This window comes from Pseudomonas cichorii (genome assembly GCF_018343775.1).
GTDB classification, from domain to species: Bacteria; Pseudomonadota; Gammaproteobacteria; order Pseudomonadales; family Pseudomonadaceae; genus Aquipseudomonas; species Aquipseudomonas cichorii.
Genome location: NZ_CP074349.1, coordinates 5237931 through 5253260, shown reverse-complemented (window position 1 = coordinate 5253260; position 15330 = coordinate 5237931). Strand labels below are relative to the sequence as shown.

At 57.4% G+C, this 15330-nt stretch carries 17 protein-coding genes; 5 read left to right on the top strand and 12 right to left on the bottom strand.

Annotated elements, in window-relative coordinates; all coding sequences use genetic code 11:
* Nucleotides 1–40: 40 nt before the first annotated feature.
* Together KGD89_RS26080 and KGD89_RS22395 are read left to right on the top strand one after the other, a co-directional pair.
* Nucleotides 41–412: a hypothetical protein gene (locus KGD89_RS26080; protein ID WP_025262000.1), complete on the top strand. Its 372-nt coding sequence runs from the start codon at nucleotides 41–43 to the stop codon at nucleotides 410–412.
* Between the two features lie 296 nt (nucleotides 413–708).
* Entirely contained in the window at nucleotides 709–1032 is a 324-nt protein-coding gene (locus tag KGD89_RS22395; protein ID WP_236250086.1) for a transcriptional regulator, read from the top strand.
* A 142-nt stretch (nucleotides 1033–1174) separates the two neighbouring features.
* Here KGD89_RS22395 and darG read toward each other — a convergent pair whose 3' ends face one another.
* The 11 genes from darG to exaC form a co-directional block, all read right to left on the bottom strand.
* Nucleotides 1175–2263 (bottom strand): type II toxin-antitoxin system antitoxin DNA ADP-ribosyl glycohydrolase DarG, encoded by a 1089-nt coding sequence (gene darG / locus KGD89_RS22390; RefSeq protein WP_025261998.1) that lies wholly within the window; start codon nucleotides 2261–2263, stop codon nucleotides 1175–1177.
* Nucleotides 2260–2904: a type II toxin-antitoxin system toxin DNA ADP-ribosyl transferase DarT gene (darT, locus tag KGD89_RS22385; protein ID WP_025261997.1), complete on the bottom strand. Its 645-nt coding sequence runs from the start codon at nucleotides 2902–2904 to the stop codon at nucleotides 2260–2262. Before darT ends, darG begins: the two co-directional genes overlap by 4 nt.
* Nucleotides 2901–3482 carry a DarT ssDNA thymidine ADP-ribosyltransferase family protein gene (locus tag KGD89_RS22380; RefSeq protein WP_025261996.1) on the bottom strand — a complete coding sequence of 194 codons (582 nt, stop codon included), beginning with the start codon at nucleotides 3480–3482 and terminating at the stop codon, nucleotides 2901–2903. Before KGD89_RS22380 ends, darT begins: the two co-directional genes overlap by 4 nt.
* 797 nt (nucleotides 3483–4279) lie before the next feature.
* Nucleotides 4280–5011: a LexA family transcriptional regulator gene (locus tag KGD89_RS22375; protein WP_025261995.1), complete on the bottom strand. Its 732-nt coding sequence runs from the start codon at nucleotides 5009–5011 to the stop codon at nucleotides 4280–4282.
* A 344-nt stretch (nucleotides 5012–5355) separates the two neighbouring features.
* Nucleotides 5356–5883 carry an inorganic diphosphatase gene (gene ppa / locus KGD89_RS22370; RefSeq protein ID WP_025261994.1) on the bottom strand — a complete coding sequence of 176 codons (528 nt, stop codon included), beginning with the start codon at nucleotides 5881–5883 and terminating at the stop codon, nucleotides 5356–5358.
* Between the two features lie 104 nt (nucleotides 5884–5987).
* Entirely contained in the window at nucleotides 5988–6800 is an 813-nt protein-coding gene (locus tag KGD89_RS22365) for a M90 family metallopeptidase (RefSeq protein WP_025261993.1), read from the bottom strand.
* 3 nt (nucleotides 6801–6803) lie between these two features.
* Nucleotides 6804–7451, bottom strand: a complete 648-nt coding sequence (locus tag KGD89_RS22360; RefSeq protein WP_025261992.1) for a DedA family protein — start codon at nucleotides 7449–7451, stop codon at nucleotides 6804–6806.
* A 162-nt stretch (nucleotides 7452–7613) separates the two neighbouring features.
* Nucleotides 7614–8066, bottom strand: a complete 453-nt coding sequence (locus KGD89_RS22355; protein WP_025261991.1) for a GNAT family N-acetyltransferase — start codon at nucleotides 8064–8066, stop codon at nucleotides 7614–7616.
* Between the two features lie 84 nt (nucleotides 8067–8150).
* Complete coding sequence (gene eutC, locus KGD89_RS22350) at nucleotides 8151–8990, bottom strand: ethanolamine ammonia-lyase subunit EutC (protein ID WP_025261990.1); 840 nt, start codon at nucleotides 8988–8990, stop codon at nucleotides 8151–8153.
* Complete coding sequence (locus KGD89_RS22345) at nucleotides 8987–10381, bottom strand: ethanolamine ammonia-lyase subunit EutB (protein ID WP_025261989.1); 1395 nt, start codon at nucleotides 10379–10381, stop codon at nucleotides 8987–8989. The genes eutC and KGD89_RS22345 overlap by 4 nt, the downstream gene beginning before the upstream one ends.
* Nucleotides 10382–10656: 275 nt before the next feature.
* Nucleotides 10657–12177 carry an acetaldehyde dehydrogenase ExaC gene (gene exaC, locus KGD89_RS22340; protein WP_025261988.1) on the bottom strand — a complete coding sequence of 507 codons (1521 nt, stop codon included), beginning with the start codon at nucleotides 12175–12177 and terminating at the stop codon, nucleotides 10657–10659.
* Nucleotides 12178–12369: 192 nt separating this feature from the next.
* On the opposite strand from exaC, the gene mpl reads away from it, so the two are divergent.
* The 3 genes from mpl to KGD89_RS22325 are packed head-to-tail and all read left to right on the top strand — an operon-like array spanning nucleotide 12370 to nucleotide 14622.
* Nucleotides 12370–13719 (top strand): UDP-N-acetylmuramate:L-alanyl-gamma-D-glutamyl-meso-diaminopimelate ligase, encoded by a 1350-nt coding sequence (gene mpl, locus KGD89_RS22335; protein ID WP_025261987.1) that lies wholly within the window; start codon nucleotides 12370–12372, stop codon nucleotides 13717–13719.
* Nucleotides 13716–14345: a flavin prenyltransferase UbiX gene (gene ubiX, locus KGD89_RS22330; protein WP_025261986.1), complete on the top strand. Its 630-nt coding sequence runs from the start codon at nucleotides 13716–13718 to the stop codon at nucleotides 14343–14345. Before mpl ends, ubiX begins: the two co-directional genes overlap by 4 nt.
* Nucleotides 14338–14622: a YceK/YidQ family lipoprotein gene (locus tag KGD89_RS22325; RefSeq protein WP_025261985.1), complete on the top strand. Its 285-nt coding sequence runs from the start codon at nucleotides 14338–14340 to the stop codon at nucleotides 14620–14622. Before ubiX ends, KGD89_RS22325 begins: the two co-directional genes overlap by 8 nt.
* A 50-nt stretch (nucleotides 14623–14672) precedes the next feature.
* Here KGD89_RS22325 and KGD89_RS22320 read toward each other — a convergent pair whose 3' ends face one another.
* The gene (locus tag KGD89_RS22320; protein ID WP_025261984.1) at nucleotides 14673–15314 is read right to left on the bottom strand and encodes an oxidoreductase; all 642 of its coding nucleotides are present in this window, start codon (nucleotides 15312–15314) and stop codon (nucleotides 14673–14675) included.
* Nucleotides 15315–15330: the final 16 nt, after the last annotated feature.

Sequence of the window (15330 nt, the reverse complement as noted above, 5' to 3'; positions counted from 1 at the left end):
GACGGGTATCTCGTATGACCCATCAAGGCCGGAACCTTTCATGAATATCAAAACCTCACCTGTCCGTTACCCGAAACATCGCTTTTCATCCTCGCAAGCCATCTGCAAGAAGTGCGGCTTTCTCCGAAGGCGTCACATGCTTGCCAGCCCACCTCGCCTATCCCATGAGCCACTGAGCGAGCAAAAAATCGTCAGCGCCCTGTACGCCTACCTGATGAACAGTTGGGAAGAACTGCCTGACCAGAACAAGCGTGCGCTGGGTTTTGATTTTGTCGTGGGCAGTGAAGGCGAGGAAGAGGGGCTTAATCATATGGCGCGGTTGTTTGTGGAGTGTGCGGAGATTTCGTTTCGGCGGGCGTTGGTTGCGCGGCGGAGGCGGCTTGGGGTGGATGAGGTTTCCGTCGATAAATAAAAGCTGGTTTGTGGCGATCATTGTCGCCGAATCTGCAATCTAGTGCAGATGAGCGCTTTGCAGCTCACAACCCCAAACCTCGATGAGGGCTACTGGCGTGACTCTTTTCATCTCACCGTTCGCGATTCGACGGAAGGTTTCCTTTGAGCGTGTTCTATGTGCATGAGCAGGGAGGACGCCAAGCTGTTTCTTCACCTTCATGAAATCCTTAAGTCAGATTTTCCGACGGCAATCTGGAGCCACCCCAGTATCTCGCTGGCCAAGCTCAAAGACCGGATGCAAGCCTTGGGTGTTCTATGAGTTCAAATGTCGCTATGAGAGGCCATGATTTCAGCGCAATGACACGGGAAGAGCTCATTCGCTTCATTGAGAGCAAGCTGGGGCATGGCGAAATTACCATGGGCCAGGCTGTAGTGATGCTCCGAACAATGGTGGCCATAATGGATCAGCGCCTCTTTGCGAAAATGTGCAAAATTTCGATTCGTACCTTGGCGCACATTGAGCATGAAGAAGGTAATCAGACGATCAAGTCGATGAATGCGGTGTTCAAGCCGTTTGGTCTTGAGCTTTGTCCGGTGAGGGTGAAGCGGAGTCAGTATGTGGGAAGAATAGGAAATTAGACCGGCAGTGTGAGCTGGTCAAATGGCCAGCCTATTTGCAACAAGTACTATAAGGATCCACCCCACTCCCCTTCCGATATCCTCGATCACATTAAAGCTTTATGACAGGCTGTTTCCAGCCTGTATAAACACTGGGCATCGATTAGCAGTTAACTACTGCCGAGCTGAAGCTACTGGAGGTAAGCCGTTTGAGCGCAATATCAATCGCCTGATCATCGAACAGCTTGCTTTTACGAGCAGCAGCACCAGTTCCGCCATCCCAATGCCGCAACGCTTCGCGCACGGTAGGAACGGTTGGGGAAACTTCTTCCTGACTGAGCAACCAATCAACCGTTGCCAACAGCTCCATGCCGAACGGTGACTCAAAGCCATCGATCAGTTCGGCGGTCAGTTCCAGAGCTTGGGAATACTCCCTAGCTTCTGTTTTGAGATAGGTTTGCAGAAAAGCTTTACGGTCTTGGTCAAACCAGATCACATCACTGATATCTGCATCACTGATGCGTTTGTCGCAATGCAGATAGCTGCCGTCCAGATTGTCGAGCAGGTGTTCCAATCGGTTGGCATACGGCCCGTATTTATGGGCGACGAACTTGAGATCCAGCGGGTTTTTGGTGCCCGGCAGATTTTTAATGGCTCGCTCTAAGAACCAAGCCAGCTTCTGAATCTCAAGCAGGCTGCATTCCATACCTAAAACCCAGTAACGTCGAACCAGTTCGGCAATGAGTGCGCGAGCAGGCGTGAGCTTTTCCACTCCGCTACGTTTGGCGACATTCAGATACTGACTGGATGGCTCGAATACCAGCACATCGACGTCCAGATCACTCAAAGCATCAACGATCTGCTCACGAACTTCTGGCCATTTCAAGCCACCGTTCCCTGCACCTAGCGGAGGAACCGCCACGGACTTAACATGGTTTTCAATCAAAAAGCGACGTAGATCGTGTAAGCCTTCGGTTATCCACTGCATCTGCGAAGGGGATCGCCAGTGACGTTTGGTTGGGAAGTTTACGATCCAGCGAGGGCCTTCCAGCTCATTGACTGCGGTCACGTGAACTTTGCCTGTTTCTACCTCGCCAGCCTTGCAGGCAGCCGAATAGAGGCGGTAATTCTCCGCAAAGCGCTCTTTGAACATCAGGGCGATACCTTTGCCCATTACGCCTACGGTATTCACTGTATTGACGAGGGCTTCGGTTTTGGCTTCCAGAAGGTTGCCTTGAGTGAATCTGATCATTGGAAATACCATCCCGGACGCGCATGAACAGACAACGTCAGGCCTCTAGCGACCACGTCTTGCTCTATGCGTTCTTTCATTGCATCGGTGTAGCACATGATGCCAAGGAGTCCTGTAATCGGTAGGTGGTGGTGAATCAGCGCTTCGGCCTGATAGCGCTCCATCTTTCGAGGGTCATCAGGATCGCGTTTGAAGTCGCGCCGCTGAAGGATAGGCCAGTCGATCTCGCTGAGATGCGCCAGATCGCTGTAATAGTTTGTCCAATCCGGGTAGGCATGTGCGTTTGTGAAGACGAACGGTAGGCCAAGCTGTTCGACGCGGTGCAGGCTGGATACCAGAATCACAATCTCGTCATTGCTGCGCTGCTGAACGCTCCACCCGGAATGAATATTTTTCATCATCACAGAGAAGGGGGTGAAGTAGAAGGGCACGTAGTCAGCCAACACACCCATTGGAGCAATTGGTACATCGCGAGATCGGCGTTTATCGATCAAGTCAGCGTTACCAATATTTACATATTGCGGTGCTTGCACATCCGAACTGGCGCAATGCAGGCCGTTGTCCAGAATCCAAGGCAGGTTATCGCGGTGGACGATACGCCAAATCAGAGCCTTCTCTGGATTCAGACTGGTGTAGTTCATTGATAAAACATTCTCTGATTCGCGCCGGTGAGTACATTAACACCTGCCTCGCGCATTTTAGCCACGCAGAGCGCTTCGATCTCCTCGCTAGGCGTGAATATTTTGAAGAAAGCGTTTGGTTTCACAACGCCAGGCGCCAAACATTCCGCCATGCAGATGCTTTTGCAGTGCGCGTCGTGATACTCGCGACTGTTCATGACTTCCCAGTCGATGGCTTCGAAACCCTCGTCGTAATCGAGTAACTGGATTGAATCGTTTGCCAGAGGGTGGCGAGGAATGACTTTCCAACCGTTTTTTTGCGCCGTGGACCTGTATACGGAGATCAGGACGAATTTCACATCAGGGTTATTGCGTTGCACACTTCCGTCAAATGGATTTGCAGCGAACCAGTGAAAGGGCACATAGCTGTCAAGCTCAAGGGTTTTACGCTTCTTCAGAATCTCACTGTCAGCTACATCTTTGAAATCGGTGAGTTCAGCACGAGGCTTTAAGCCTGCCTGGAAAATGCCATCAAGGTTTTCAACCGAAGTGAGATGGTATAGAAGCTTTTGTTCCTTGATATTTCTGATGTCTGGCATTGTGGCCTCCTTGACCTGCACAACTATCTAAACCCGCTTTAGCCCTATCTCTTCTGCGCGTTAACAGCGACCTTCCAAGTCGGGCGTACTTCGTGATTCTAGTGTGCCATTATTTTGAGCCGAAAGTGTTGCAGAGGCGGTGGCAGGTTTGCCCAAAACCGATCTCTCACGTCGTCAAAATAATCACGATCCAGCGCCAGCAACCGTAACAGCCGCGATGTAACACCTACTTCATGATCCATCATCAGATGCACCAGTCGTGTGTCATCCACCAACACAATCCCCCTGTCCACCGATTTAGCTAAGTCAGCTGCGTGTGCCGTGAAACCTGGTACCCTCCAACCCCCGTTCGCGTGCCTCCAGCAAAAGCTGGAGCAGGGCTTGGTAGCGGGTGTTGTGGATGGTTTTCACTTGGGTGCGCCGTTTGATGGTCCGGAAATCTGAATAACCCGATTCGGGATTAGCCCAAAGCGATTTCTCTGTTCCGCTTTCAAGACGTGCATATCTCTGGACTTTGGCTGCCCGGCGCAGGCGTCTGACTTTTCACAAGCAAATAAAAAGCCGGCTTGTGGCCGGCTTCTCGGGGACGGTCTTGGTTTATTTTTGGTAAACCGCAATCGCCTTCAACAGGTGCATCCGCAAGGGACGCTAAAAAGGTAACAAGCCGAACGTGTCGTTCGCCTTGCTGTGGCAAGGGCCGCGCTGGGCGGCCTATGCCGAATGGTGGCCACAGGATACTGGTGTTTTGCGCCAATGCCCAGTCTTGAAACACATTCTCACTGTGTAAATACGGATACTCAGCGCAGCAGCATGGCGTTGCGGCGGCTGTTTAGGGTGGACCACCAGAATATCCAGCCCAGGATGCGGATGTTTTCCCGCTCGATTTCTTCGGCGCTGAAGAGTTCGTCGGGGTATTCGCTGTTGTTGTGGCTGCGCAGGCGCAGGCCGCCGTTGGGCAGGCGGTAGAGGTATCTCACGCGCAGGATGCCGCCGTGTTCGAGGGCGTACATTTCGCCGTCGATGACCTGGGTCAGGTCGCGGTTGACGCCTAGCAGTGAGCCGTCCTGGATCTTGTCGGCCATGCTGTTGCCGATCATGGCGACGCACATGGTGTTCTTGGGGTCGATGTTCATGGTTTGCAGCACGTGCATGGGCAAACGTATTTTCTGACCGGGCGCTTCGGCCAGTACTGTCTTGCCAATGCTGTTGGTGGATTCGATTTCCTTGTAGATCTGAATTTCCACATCGCCGCGCAGCAGGCTTCTGCCTTGGTGGAGCGTAATCGGGGTGTCTCCGCCATTGTTCTCGTTGGCGGAGTCTGTCGGGTGTTTGGGGCCTTCGCCGGTGCGTAGCCAGCGGGCGTTGACGGTCAGTAGTTCAGCCACTTCTTCCAGCCGCGCCATGGGTACGCCGCGTTTGAACCAGTTGTTCACGTGCTGGGGCGTGACTTTGCGGTTGGCTGCAAAGTCCGTCGCAGAAAGATGGCACTCCCGCAGGAGGATGCGTAGTCGATCACCTGATGTATTCATGAGGCCGAGTTTACGGCGGTCGCGAATCCGTTTAAATGAACGGGGTGTTCAAATACTGCTGTTCCCTTATTGCTTACGGTTAGCGACCTACAGGTACAACAGTTGTTGCGTAGGCATGTTCCGCAATCCGTTTATTTTAAATAAACGCTACGTTCTGCTTTAAACCGATTGTGCGGCGCTCACGGTTTGTTTATCGCGTTTTACAATGAGGGATGTATTTTTATACGTTTGTTTATTGATGATGTTCTGGAGGGGGTGCGAGGCAGGAGCAGTGGGGAGGCGAGGGTTTTGCAGAGGGTGTTCGGAACACCCGGTCAGGTGTTCCGAAGCGGGGAAGCGGGTGATCAGCCTTTGTAGGCTTCAACCGATTTCAGGATCTCGGCGCGTGCTGCGTCAGCATTGCCCCAGCCTTCGATCTTCACCCATTTGCCTTTTTCGAGATCCTTGTAGTTCTCGAAGAAGTGCTTGATCTGTTCCAGCAGCAGGGCTGGCAGGTCGGTGTACTCTTTCACGTCGACGTACAGCTGGGACAGCTTGTCGTGTGGTACAGCGATAACCTTGGCATCGCCGCCGCCGTCGTCGGTCATGTTCAGGATGCCAACCGGGCGAGCGCGGATGACCGAACCTGGAGCAACCGGGTACGGGGTTACGACCAGCACGTCGAGGGGGTCACCGTCGTCAGCCAGGGTGTTAGGGATGAAACCGTAGTTGGCCGGGTAGAACATCGGGGTGGCCATGAAACGGTCAACGAACAGGCAATCGGATTCTTTGTCGATTTCGTATTTGATCGGCGCGTGGTTGGCCGGGATTTCGATAGCGACGTAGATGTCGTTCGGCAGGTCTTTACCAGCCGGAATCTTGCTGTAGCTCATTGGGTTTTGCCCCCGTAGTTGACCAGACAGATATTGGCATTAACGCCAAAAAGTGGGCCGGATTATAGGCATATTCTGTTGGCGTTGACACGCATCGCGTTGGATCAGTGCTGGCTTTGAGACGCGGTGTCGCCCTTTTGCAGGGCCTCCAGGCGTGCCAGGGTGTCCTGGCGGTAAAAGGCCTTCAGTTGCTCATAGACCTCGGGGTAGGTGTCGTGCAGCAGGTCGGGCGCGCTGAAAAAGTACTCGCTGGTCACGGCGAAGAATTCGGCAGGGTCTTCGGCGGCGTAAGGGTCGATGACCGTTTCGATGTCTGGATCGTTGTCCAGTTGCCGGTTGAGATCGTCGTAGGCGTTTTGCATGACGCTGGCCCACTCGCTGATGCGCATGTCTGCGTGCAGCGGCGGCAGGCCGTTGGCATCGCCATTGAGCATGTCGAGTTTGTGCGCCAGTTCGTGGATGACCAGGTTATAGGCATCCCAGTCGCCACTGGACAGCACGCCCGGCCATGCCAGAATCACCGGGCCTTGTTGCCAGGCCTCGCCGCTGTGTTCGCCATCCCATTCATGTTCGATGCCGCTGGCATCGCGATGGCGTTGTGGGCTGATGAAGTCGCCGGGGTACAGGACGATTTCATGAAAACCCTGATACCAGTTCAGGTCCTCGAGGTTGAGCAGCGGCAACTGGGCCTGGGCCGCAAGAAACAGCCGCTGTTCATCATCCAGTTCTACGCCGGGCAGGGCCGTCAGGTGTTTGGCTTGCAGGAACAGTACGCAGGCGTTGCGCAGGGCTTGATCCTGCGCGTCGCTCAAACCGTCCAGAATCGGCAGCCGCTGGCGCACCCGTGCCCACATTTCGGGGGCGACGGGGTTTTTGGCCAGCGTGCGCTGCCTGCGCCAGTTACTGAAAGACCACATGGCTCAGCGTGCGTCCGCCGAGCGGCCTGTGCGACTGCGGATCAGGCCGATGATCATGGGCAGCAGGGAAATCAGAATGATCACCAGCACCAGCAGTGTCAGGTTTTGCTTGATAAAAGGCACATTGCCGAAATAGACCCCCAGCGTGACCAGACTGCCGACCCACAGGATCGAGCCCAGCACGCTGAAGCCCAGGAAGCGCAGGTAGTTCATCCGGCCAACGCCCGCGACGAAGGGCGCGAAGGTACGAATGATCGGCAGGAAGCGCGCCAGTGTCACGGTCTTGCCGCCATGGCGTGCGTAGAACACCTGAGTGCGAATCAGGTAGTCGCGGCGGAAGACTTTCGAGTCCGGGTTGTTGAACAGCTTCTCTCCGGCGGTTCGCCCGATGATGTAGTTGGTGCTGTCGCCCAATATGGCTGCCAGCATCAGAAGCCCGCCCAGCAGAACCGGGTCCATGCCGCCACCGGCTGCTACTGCACCCGCGATGAACAGCAGCGAGTCGCCAGGCAGGAAGGGCATGATGACCAACCCTGTCTCACAGAAAATCACCAAGAACAGGATGGCGTAGATCCAGGTGCCGTAGTTGTCTACCAGCATGTCGAGATACACATCGAGGTGCAGGATGAAGTCTAGGGGGTTGAATTCCATTGGTATACCTGAGGCCAGACCCTTGGAACAGGGCACGTGCGGAAGAAACTACTGTGCGGTACGCGCGGCATTATAGAGGGATAAACAGGTGGGAGTGTTTTTCGCGACTGAAGTCCTACCTGAGTGAGGAGTGACTTCAGTCGCGAAGAAAAGACGCAGAGATCAGTTGATCGGCAATACGTAGTTCTTGAACTGGGTATCTTCCTTGAAACCAATGGACTCATAGACCTTGTGTGCCACTTCGTTGTCGCTGCTGGTGGACACACGCATGCGCACGGCATGGGTTTCCTTGGCCATCTGTTTGGCATGCTTCATCAGGTGGTCTGCGACCAGTTGGCGGCGGGAGTCTTCGGCGACGTAGATGTCGTTGAGAATCCACACGCGCTTGAGCGACAGCGACGAGAAGCTTGGGTAGAGCTGGCAGAAGCCCAGCACTTTAGTGTCGTCATCCTTGGCCAGTGCCAGATAGATCACGGACTCATCGCGGCGCAGACGCTTTTCCAGAAAGTCGCGTGACGAATCCGGGAAGGGCAACTCGCCATAAAATTCGCGATATTTGATGAACAGCGGGCAGAGCAGGTCCAGGTGTTCAAGAGTTGCTTTTATGATCCGCATGATTGGGCCTCAACTTCACTATGGGCGAATGCAGTGTGCTCGGGCGACGGTTCGATGCTGCCGACTGGCTTTAGAAAGCGCAATCTAAAGCGGCTCAACCGGGCCTGCGAGCAGGAAGTTACCCTTGTTATCGGCTGCGTTATCCGATTCCACAGTCTTCAATTCGGCTTCATCCTTGAGGTTCACCCCCGAAACCTGTCGCCGGCAGGCTTCACGCATCAGATAAAGCAAGCGATGAGCCGCCATTGCGTAACTCAGGCCCTCCAGTCTCACATTGGAGATGCAGTTTCGATGGGCGTCGTTCAGGCCAACCTTGGGCGCATAGGTAAAATATAGACCCAGACTGTCCGGGGAACTCAGGCCCGGGCGCTCGCCGATCAGGATCACCACCATCTTTGCGCCCAGTAGTTCACCGATTTCATCGGCGATGGCGACGCGGCCCTGCTCCACCAGAATCACGGGGGACAGCGTCCAGCCTTCGGCGGTGGCCTGTTCTTCCATGCGCGCCAGGAACGGGACGGTATGGCGATGAACGGCCAGTGATGACAGACCATCGGCAACCACGATGGCCAGATCGACGCCGCCGGGATGGGCGGCAGCGTAATCCTTCAACTGTTTGGCCGAGTCTTCGTCCAGGCGTCGTCCCAGGTCCGGGCGTTGCAGGTAGCTGTGGCGATCTGCGGCGGCGCTGTGCACCAGCAGCGTTTCACGGCCTTTTTCTGCCAGTTGGGCGCTCAGCCCTGCATGATCGAAGGGTAAGTGCACCGCGTCCCGGGCCTGGGCGTGGGCGAACTGGAAGTCCAGTTGTGCGTTGGTCGGCAGGCTGGTGCCGGTACGGCCCAGGGCAATGCGCGCCGGGGTCAGGCGGCGCAATTCCAGCCATGGGTTGGGAAGTGTGTCGTCGGTCATGGAAAGTTCACTCATGCCAGGTGCGCCAGAGCCTGGCGAAAGGCCGGTGGCAGGCTGTCGCCAAAGCGCACATGGCCATCGGCCTGGGTGAAGATGCCCATTTTTTCCAGCCAGGCCTCGTATTCGGGGGCAGGGCGTAAGCCCAGGCTCTGCCGCGCATAGAGCGCGTCATGGAAAGAGGTGGTCTGGTAATTGAGCATGATGTCGTCCGAGCCGGGGATGCCCATGATGAAGTTGATCCCCGCCACGCCCAGCAGCGTCAGCAAGGTGTCCATGTCGTCCTGGTCGGCTTCGGCGTGGTTGGTGTAGCAGATGTCGCAGCCCATGGGCACGCCCAGCAGCTTGCCGCAGAAGTGGTCTTCGAGCCCGGCGCGGATGATCTGTTTGCCGTTGTAGAGGTATTCCGGGCCAATGAAGCCCACTACGGTATTGACCAGAAACGGATTGAAATGCCGGGCCACGGCGTAGGCGCGGGTTTCGCAGGTCTGTTGGTCCACGCCATGGTGAGCGTTGGCCGACAGCGCGCTGCCTTGACCGGTCTCGAAATACATCAGGTTCTGCCCGAGCGTTCCGCGATTGAGGCTCAGGCCTGCTTCGTAGCCTTCCTGCAGCAGCTTCAGGTTGATCCCGAAGCTGGCGTTGGCAGCCTCGGTGCCGGTGATGGATTGAAAAACCAGATCGACCGGTACGCCGCGATTGATCACTTCAATGGAAGTGGTGACGTGAGTCAGCACACAGGATTGAGTCGGGATCTCATAACGCTGAATGATCGCATCCAGCATTTCCAGCAGTGCGACGATGGACGAGGTGCTGTCGGTAGCCGGGTTGATGCCGATCATGGCATCGCCGTTGCCGTACAGCAGGCCGTCCAGCACGCTGGCCGCAATGCCCGATGGCTCGTCGGTCGGGTGATTGGGTTGCAGCCGCGTCGACAGGCGTCCGCGCAGGCCTACGGTGTTGCGAAAGCGTGTTACGACGCGAATCTTCTGCGCCACCAGCACCAGGTCCTGCACGCGCATGATTTTCGAGACGGCGGCGGCCATCTCCGGCGTCAGGCCGGGAGCCAGGGCGCGAAGGCTGGTTTCGTCGGCCTTGTCGCTGAGCAGCCAGTCACGAAAACCGCCCACGGTCAGGTGGCTGACGGTGGCAAAGGCCAGCTTGTCGTGGGTATCGATAATCAGGCGGGTGACTTCGTCTTGTTCGTAAGGGATCAGCGCTTCTTCAAGGAAGTGCTTGAGGGGAATATTGGCCAGCGCCATTTGTGCGGCGACTCGCTCACCATCGTTTTGCGCTGCAACCCCGGCCAGAAAATCGCCGGAGCGGGCTGGACTGGCTTTTGCCATCACGTCCTTGAGGCTGTCGAAACGGTACGTCAGCGCACCGATAGCCTGGGAAAAGCTTGCCATACAGATTCTCCATGACGTCCCGCCGTTGGCGTCGGACGTGGTCTTTCGGTCAAACCGGTGACGTTCCGGTTCAAGCGACTGTGGGAAGCGATGTAAGCAATTAATACTCCATAGTGAATGGAAGTGCGAATTTGTGGGGTGCCGGGGTGTGATTGAGCGGGCGTTGCCTTAACGCGGGGCGTGGGTTGCCCGGGATTGGTGCGTTGGCTTGTTCGCGGATGAATCCGCCCCACACGGATCGGTGGGAGCGAATTCATTCGCGAACAAAAGGCTCGTTAGAAGAACCCCAGCGGATGGGTGTCGTAGCTCACCAGCAGGTTCTTGGTCTGTTGGTAATGCTCCAGCGCCACTTTATGGGTTTCGCGACCTACGCCGGATTTCTTGTAACCACCGAACGCCGCATGCGCCGGATACAGGTGGTAGCAGTTGGTCCAGACGCGACCGGCCTTGATGGCACGACCGACGCGGTAAGCGCGGTTGATGTCGCGGGTCCATACCCCGGCACCCAGGCCGAACTCGGTGTCGTTGGCGATGGCCAGGGCTTCTGCTTCGTCCTTGAAGGTCGTGACGCTTACCACCGGGCCGAAGATCTCTTCCTGGAAGACGCGCATCTTGTTGTTGCCTTTGAGCAGCGTCGGCTGGATGTAGTAGCCGGTCGCCAGATCGCCTTCCAGTTTTTCCACCTTGCCGCCGGTCAGCAGCTCGGCGCCTTCGGACTGGGCAATTTCAAGGTACGAGAGGATCTTGTCGAACTGCTGCTGCGAGGCCTGCGCGCCGACCATGGTGTCGGTGTCCAGCGGGTCGCCGCGTTTGATCTTCAGGACCTTCTTCAGTACCGCTTCCATGAACTGTGGATAAATGGATTCCTGAACCAGCGCACGGGAAGGGCAGGTGCAGACTTCGCCCTGGTTGAAGAACGCCAGGACCACGCCTTCGGCGGCCTTTTCGATGAACTCCGGCTCGGCGCTCATGATGTCTTCAAAGAAGATGTTCGGCGACTTGCCGCCCAGCTCCACGGTGGACGGAATGATGTTGTCCGCCGCCAGTTTCATGATGTGCGAACCCACAGGTGTCGAGCCGGTAAAGGCGATCTTGGCGATGCGCTTGCTGCTGGCCAGCGCTTCACCGGCTTCGCGGCCATAACCCTGGACGATGTTCAGCACGCCGGGTGGCAGCAGGTCGCCGATCATTTCGACCAGCACGCTGATGCCCAGTGGCGTTTGCTCGGCGGGTTTGAGGACGACGCAGTTGCCGGCGGCCAGGGCTGGCGCGAGTTTCCAGGCGGCCATCAGGATCGGGAAGTTCCACGGGATGATCTGGCCGACCACACCCAGCGGCTCGTGGATGTGATACGCCACGGTATTGCCGTCGATTTCTGCCGCGCTGCCTTCCTGGGCTCGCAGGACGCCCGCGAAGTAACGGAAGTGGTCGACGGCCAGAGGGATGTCGGCGTTCAGGGTTTCACGAACCGCCTTGCCGTTGTCCCAGGTTTCGGTGATGGCCAGTTTTTCGAGGTTGGCTTCGATACGATCTGCAATTTTCAGCAGCGTCAGCGAACGCTCTTGCACTGAGGTCGTGCCCCAGCCTGGCGCGGCGGCGTGGGCGGCATCCAGCGCCTTGTCGATATCCTCGGCGGTGGAGCGGGGGAATTCTGCGATGGGTTTGCCGGTGATAGGTGAGGTGTTGGTGAAGTATTGGCCTTTGACCGGAGCGACGAACTCGCCGCCGATGTAGTTACCGTAGCGTTCCCTGAAGTTGATGAGAGCGCCTTCGGTACCGGGATGTGCGTAACGCATGGTGAAGTCTCCTGATTCTTGTTGTGGGGAATTCAGCGTGGTCAAACCTGTGGCAGAGAGTAGCCAAGAGTAGGCCATTTATACCCGGTTCGGGAATGAAATTCAGGCACGGGCTTTCGCACTACCGGACAAAGACCGGGTGCCATTTCAGCGGTCCTGAGCTACCCTGCGCGGATGTTATAAGAGGTCATCATGCATATTCATATCCTTGGTATCTGCGGCACGTTCATGGGCTCGCTGGCGGTACTCGCCAAAGAGCTGGGGCATCGCGTCACGGGCTCCGACGCCAACGTCTACCCGCCGATGAGCACCCAGCTGGAGGCTCAGGGCATCGAGTTGACTCAGGGCTATGATCCTGCCCAACTCGACCCGGCACCGGATCTGGTGGTGGTCGGCAATGCGCTGTCGCGTGGCAACCCTGCAGTCGAATATGTGCTGAATAAAGGTTTGCCTTATGTTTCCGGCCCGCAGTGGCTGGCCGACCATGTATTGCAGGGCCGCTGGGTGCTGGCCGTTGCCGGTACTCACGGCAAGACCACCACCAGCAGCATGCTGGCCTGGGTGCTTGAGCATGCGGGCATGAGTCCTGGCTTCCTGATCGGCGGCATTCCACAGAACTTCGCGGTGTCGGCGCGTCTGGGCGGCACGCCGTTTTTCGTGGTCGAAGCTGACGAATACGACAGCGCCTTTTTCGACAAACGCTCCAAGTTCGTCCATTACCGCCCGCGTACCGCGATCCTCAATAACCTTGAGTTCGATCACGCGGATATCTTCCCTGATCTGCCAGCCATCGAGCGACAGTTCCACCATCTGGTGCGCACCATCCCGAGCGAAGGGCTGGTCATTCACCCGACCACCGAGCCTGCCTTGCAGCGCGTCGTTGAAATGGGGTGCTGGACGCCAGTACAAACCACAGGCCAGAACGGCCAGTGGCAGGCGCGTCTGTTGAGTGAAGACGGCTCGCGTTTTGAAGTGCTGTTCGAGGGGCAGTTGCAAGGTGTGGTCGAGTGGGACATGACCGGGCAGCACAACGTGGCCAATGCCCTGGCGACCCTGGCGGCAGCGCGACACGTCGGTGTGGTGCCTGCGCAGGGCGTCGAGGCGCTGAGTGCTTTCAAGAGCGTGAAACGCCGCATGGAGAAAGTCGCAGAGGTTCGCGGCATCACTATCTATGACGACTTCGCTCACCACCCGACGGCCATCGCCACCACCCTCGATGGCCTGCGCAAGAAAGTCGCCGATGCGCCGGTGATCGCCATTATCGAACCGCGCTCCAACTCCATGAAGCTTGGCGCGCACCGCGATGGTCTGCCGGAAAGCGTGCAGCAGGCCGATCAGGTGGTCTGGTATGCACCGGCCAATCTGGGCTGGGATCTGGTCGCGACCGCTGCGCAATGTTCGGTGCCTTCGATCGTCAGCGATTCCCTTGAGGGGATCATCGAGCGAGTCAAAAGCCAGGCTCAGCCAGGGACCCATGTGGTGATCATGAGCAACGGCGGCTTTGGCGGCCTGCACGGCAAACTGGCCGAGGCGCTGAAATGAGCGGCCCCGAGCGTATTACGCTGGCCATGACCGGTGCCTCGGGCGCCCAGTACGGCTTGCGCCTGCTGGATTGCCTGGTGCGTGAAGACCGGGAAGTCCACTTCCTGATCTCCAAGGCCGCGCAACTGGTGATGGCGACTGAAACCGACGTGAGACTGCCGCCCAAGCCCGCAATGATGCAGGCGTTTCTGACTGAGTACACCGGCGCGACGGCCGGACAGATTCGCGTCTATGGTCGCGATGACTGGATGTCGCCGGTGGCCTCGGGCTCGGGCTCGCCCAGTGCCATGGTGGTGGTGCCGTGTTCAACGGGGTCTTTGTCGGCCATTGCCAGCGGTGCTTGCAACAACCTGATCGAGCGTGCAGCGGATGTCACTTTGAAGGAGCGCCGCCAGTTGATTCTGGTGCCGCGTGAAGCACCCTTCTCCAGCATTCATCTGGAGAACATGCTCAAACTGTCGAACATGGGGGCGGTGATCCTGCCTGCCTCTCCGGGCTTCTATCATCAACCGCAGACCATCGACGATCTGGTGGATTTCGTGGTTGCACGGATCCTCAACCTGTTGAACATCCCTCAGGACATGCTGCCGCGTTGGGGTGAGCATCATATGGGGAGTGATGAATAAGCTCCTGCTGATCGCCGTCGCGCTGCTCATGACGGGCTGCGCCACGGTCAGGACGCTGGATGCGGCCCAGCCGGGCGCGCCTGTCGTGTATGCCGGTACACGACTTGATCTGTATGCGATGCAAGGCGGTTGCTGCGAGAAGGACCGCTTCGGCGCCGAAGCGCCCGAGTACCCGGCCCTGGATTTACCCGCCAGCGCATTGCTCGATACCCTGTTGTTGCCGTTGTCTCTGCTGACTGCGCTGGGGGTTGGCTATCAGGCCCAGGGAGGGCTCTGATTTTTCGCGAATGACCCCTGTGGGAGCGAATTCATTCGCGAACAACTTCGTCACTTCCCCAACTTGCGCAACTCATCCGACTCAACAATCCGCACACCATCCTGCTCTTCCAGAGCCAGCCGCCACATGGCGCGAGCCAGGCTGCAGGCTTCGATAGCGCCGTATTTGCCGGGCAGCAGTTTGGCAATCGGTGCGGCGAGCTGTTCGGCCCAGCGGGTTTCCGTGCGGTTGCCTACCAGCAGGGCCGGACGGGCGATGGTCAGTTGCGGCCAGTCCTGCGCTCGCAGGGCTTCTTCCATTTCACCCTTGGTGCGGTTGTAGAACACGCTGGACCGGGCATCGGCGCCAATGGCGCTGATCACCAGAAAATGCCGCGCACCCAGTGCGCGGGCACGTTCACCCACGGCCAGTACCATATTCAGGTCGATGGCGCGGAAGGCCTCTTGCGAGCCTGCCTGTTTGATGGTGGTGCCCAGGCAGCAGAACGCGATATCCACTTTGCCGCCGAGGGTGGGTAAAAGACTGTGCAGTTCGCCCACCGGGTTTTCCAGGCGGGAGTGGGCGGCCAATGGGCGACGGGTAGGTGCCAGCACGCGGCTGACGGTAGGTTCGTTGAGCAGACGATCCAGCAAGTGTTCGCCTGTGAGTCCGGTTGCCCCTGCAAGCAGGATGTGTTGCGGCGTCAAGTACATAGTGTTTCTCCCTTGA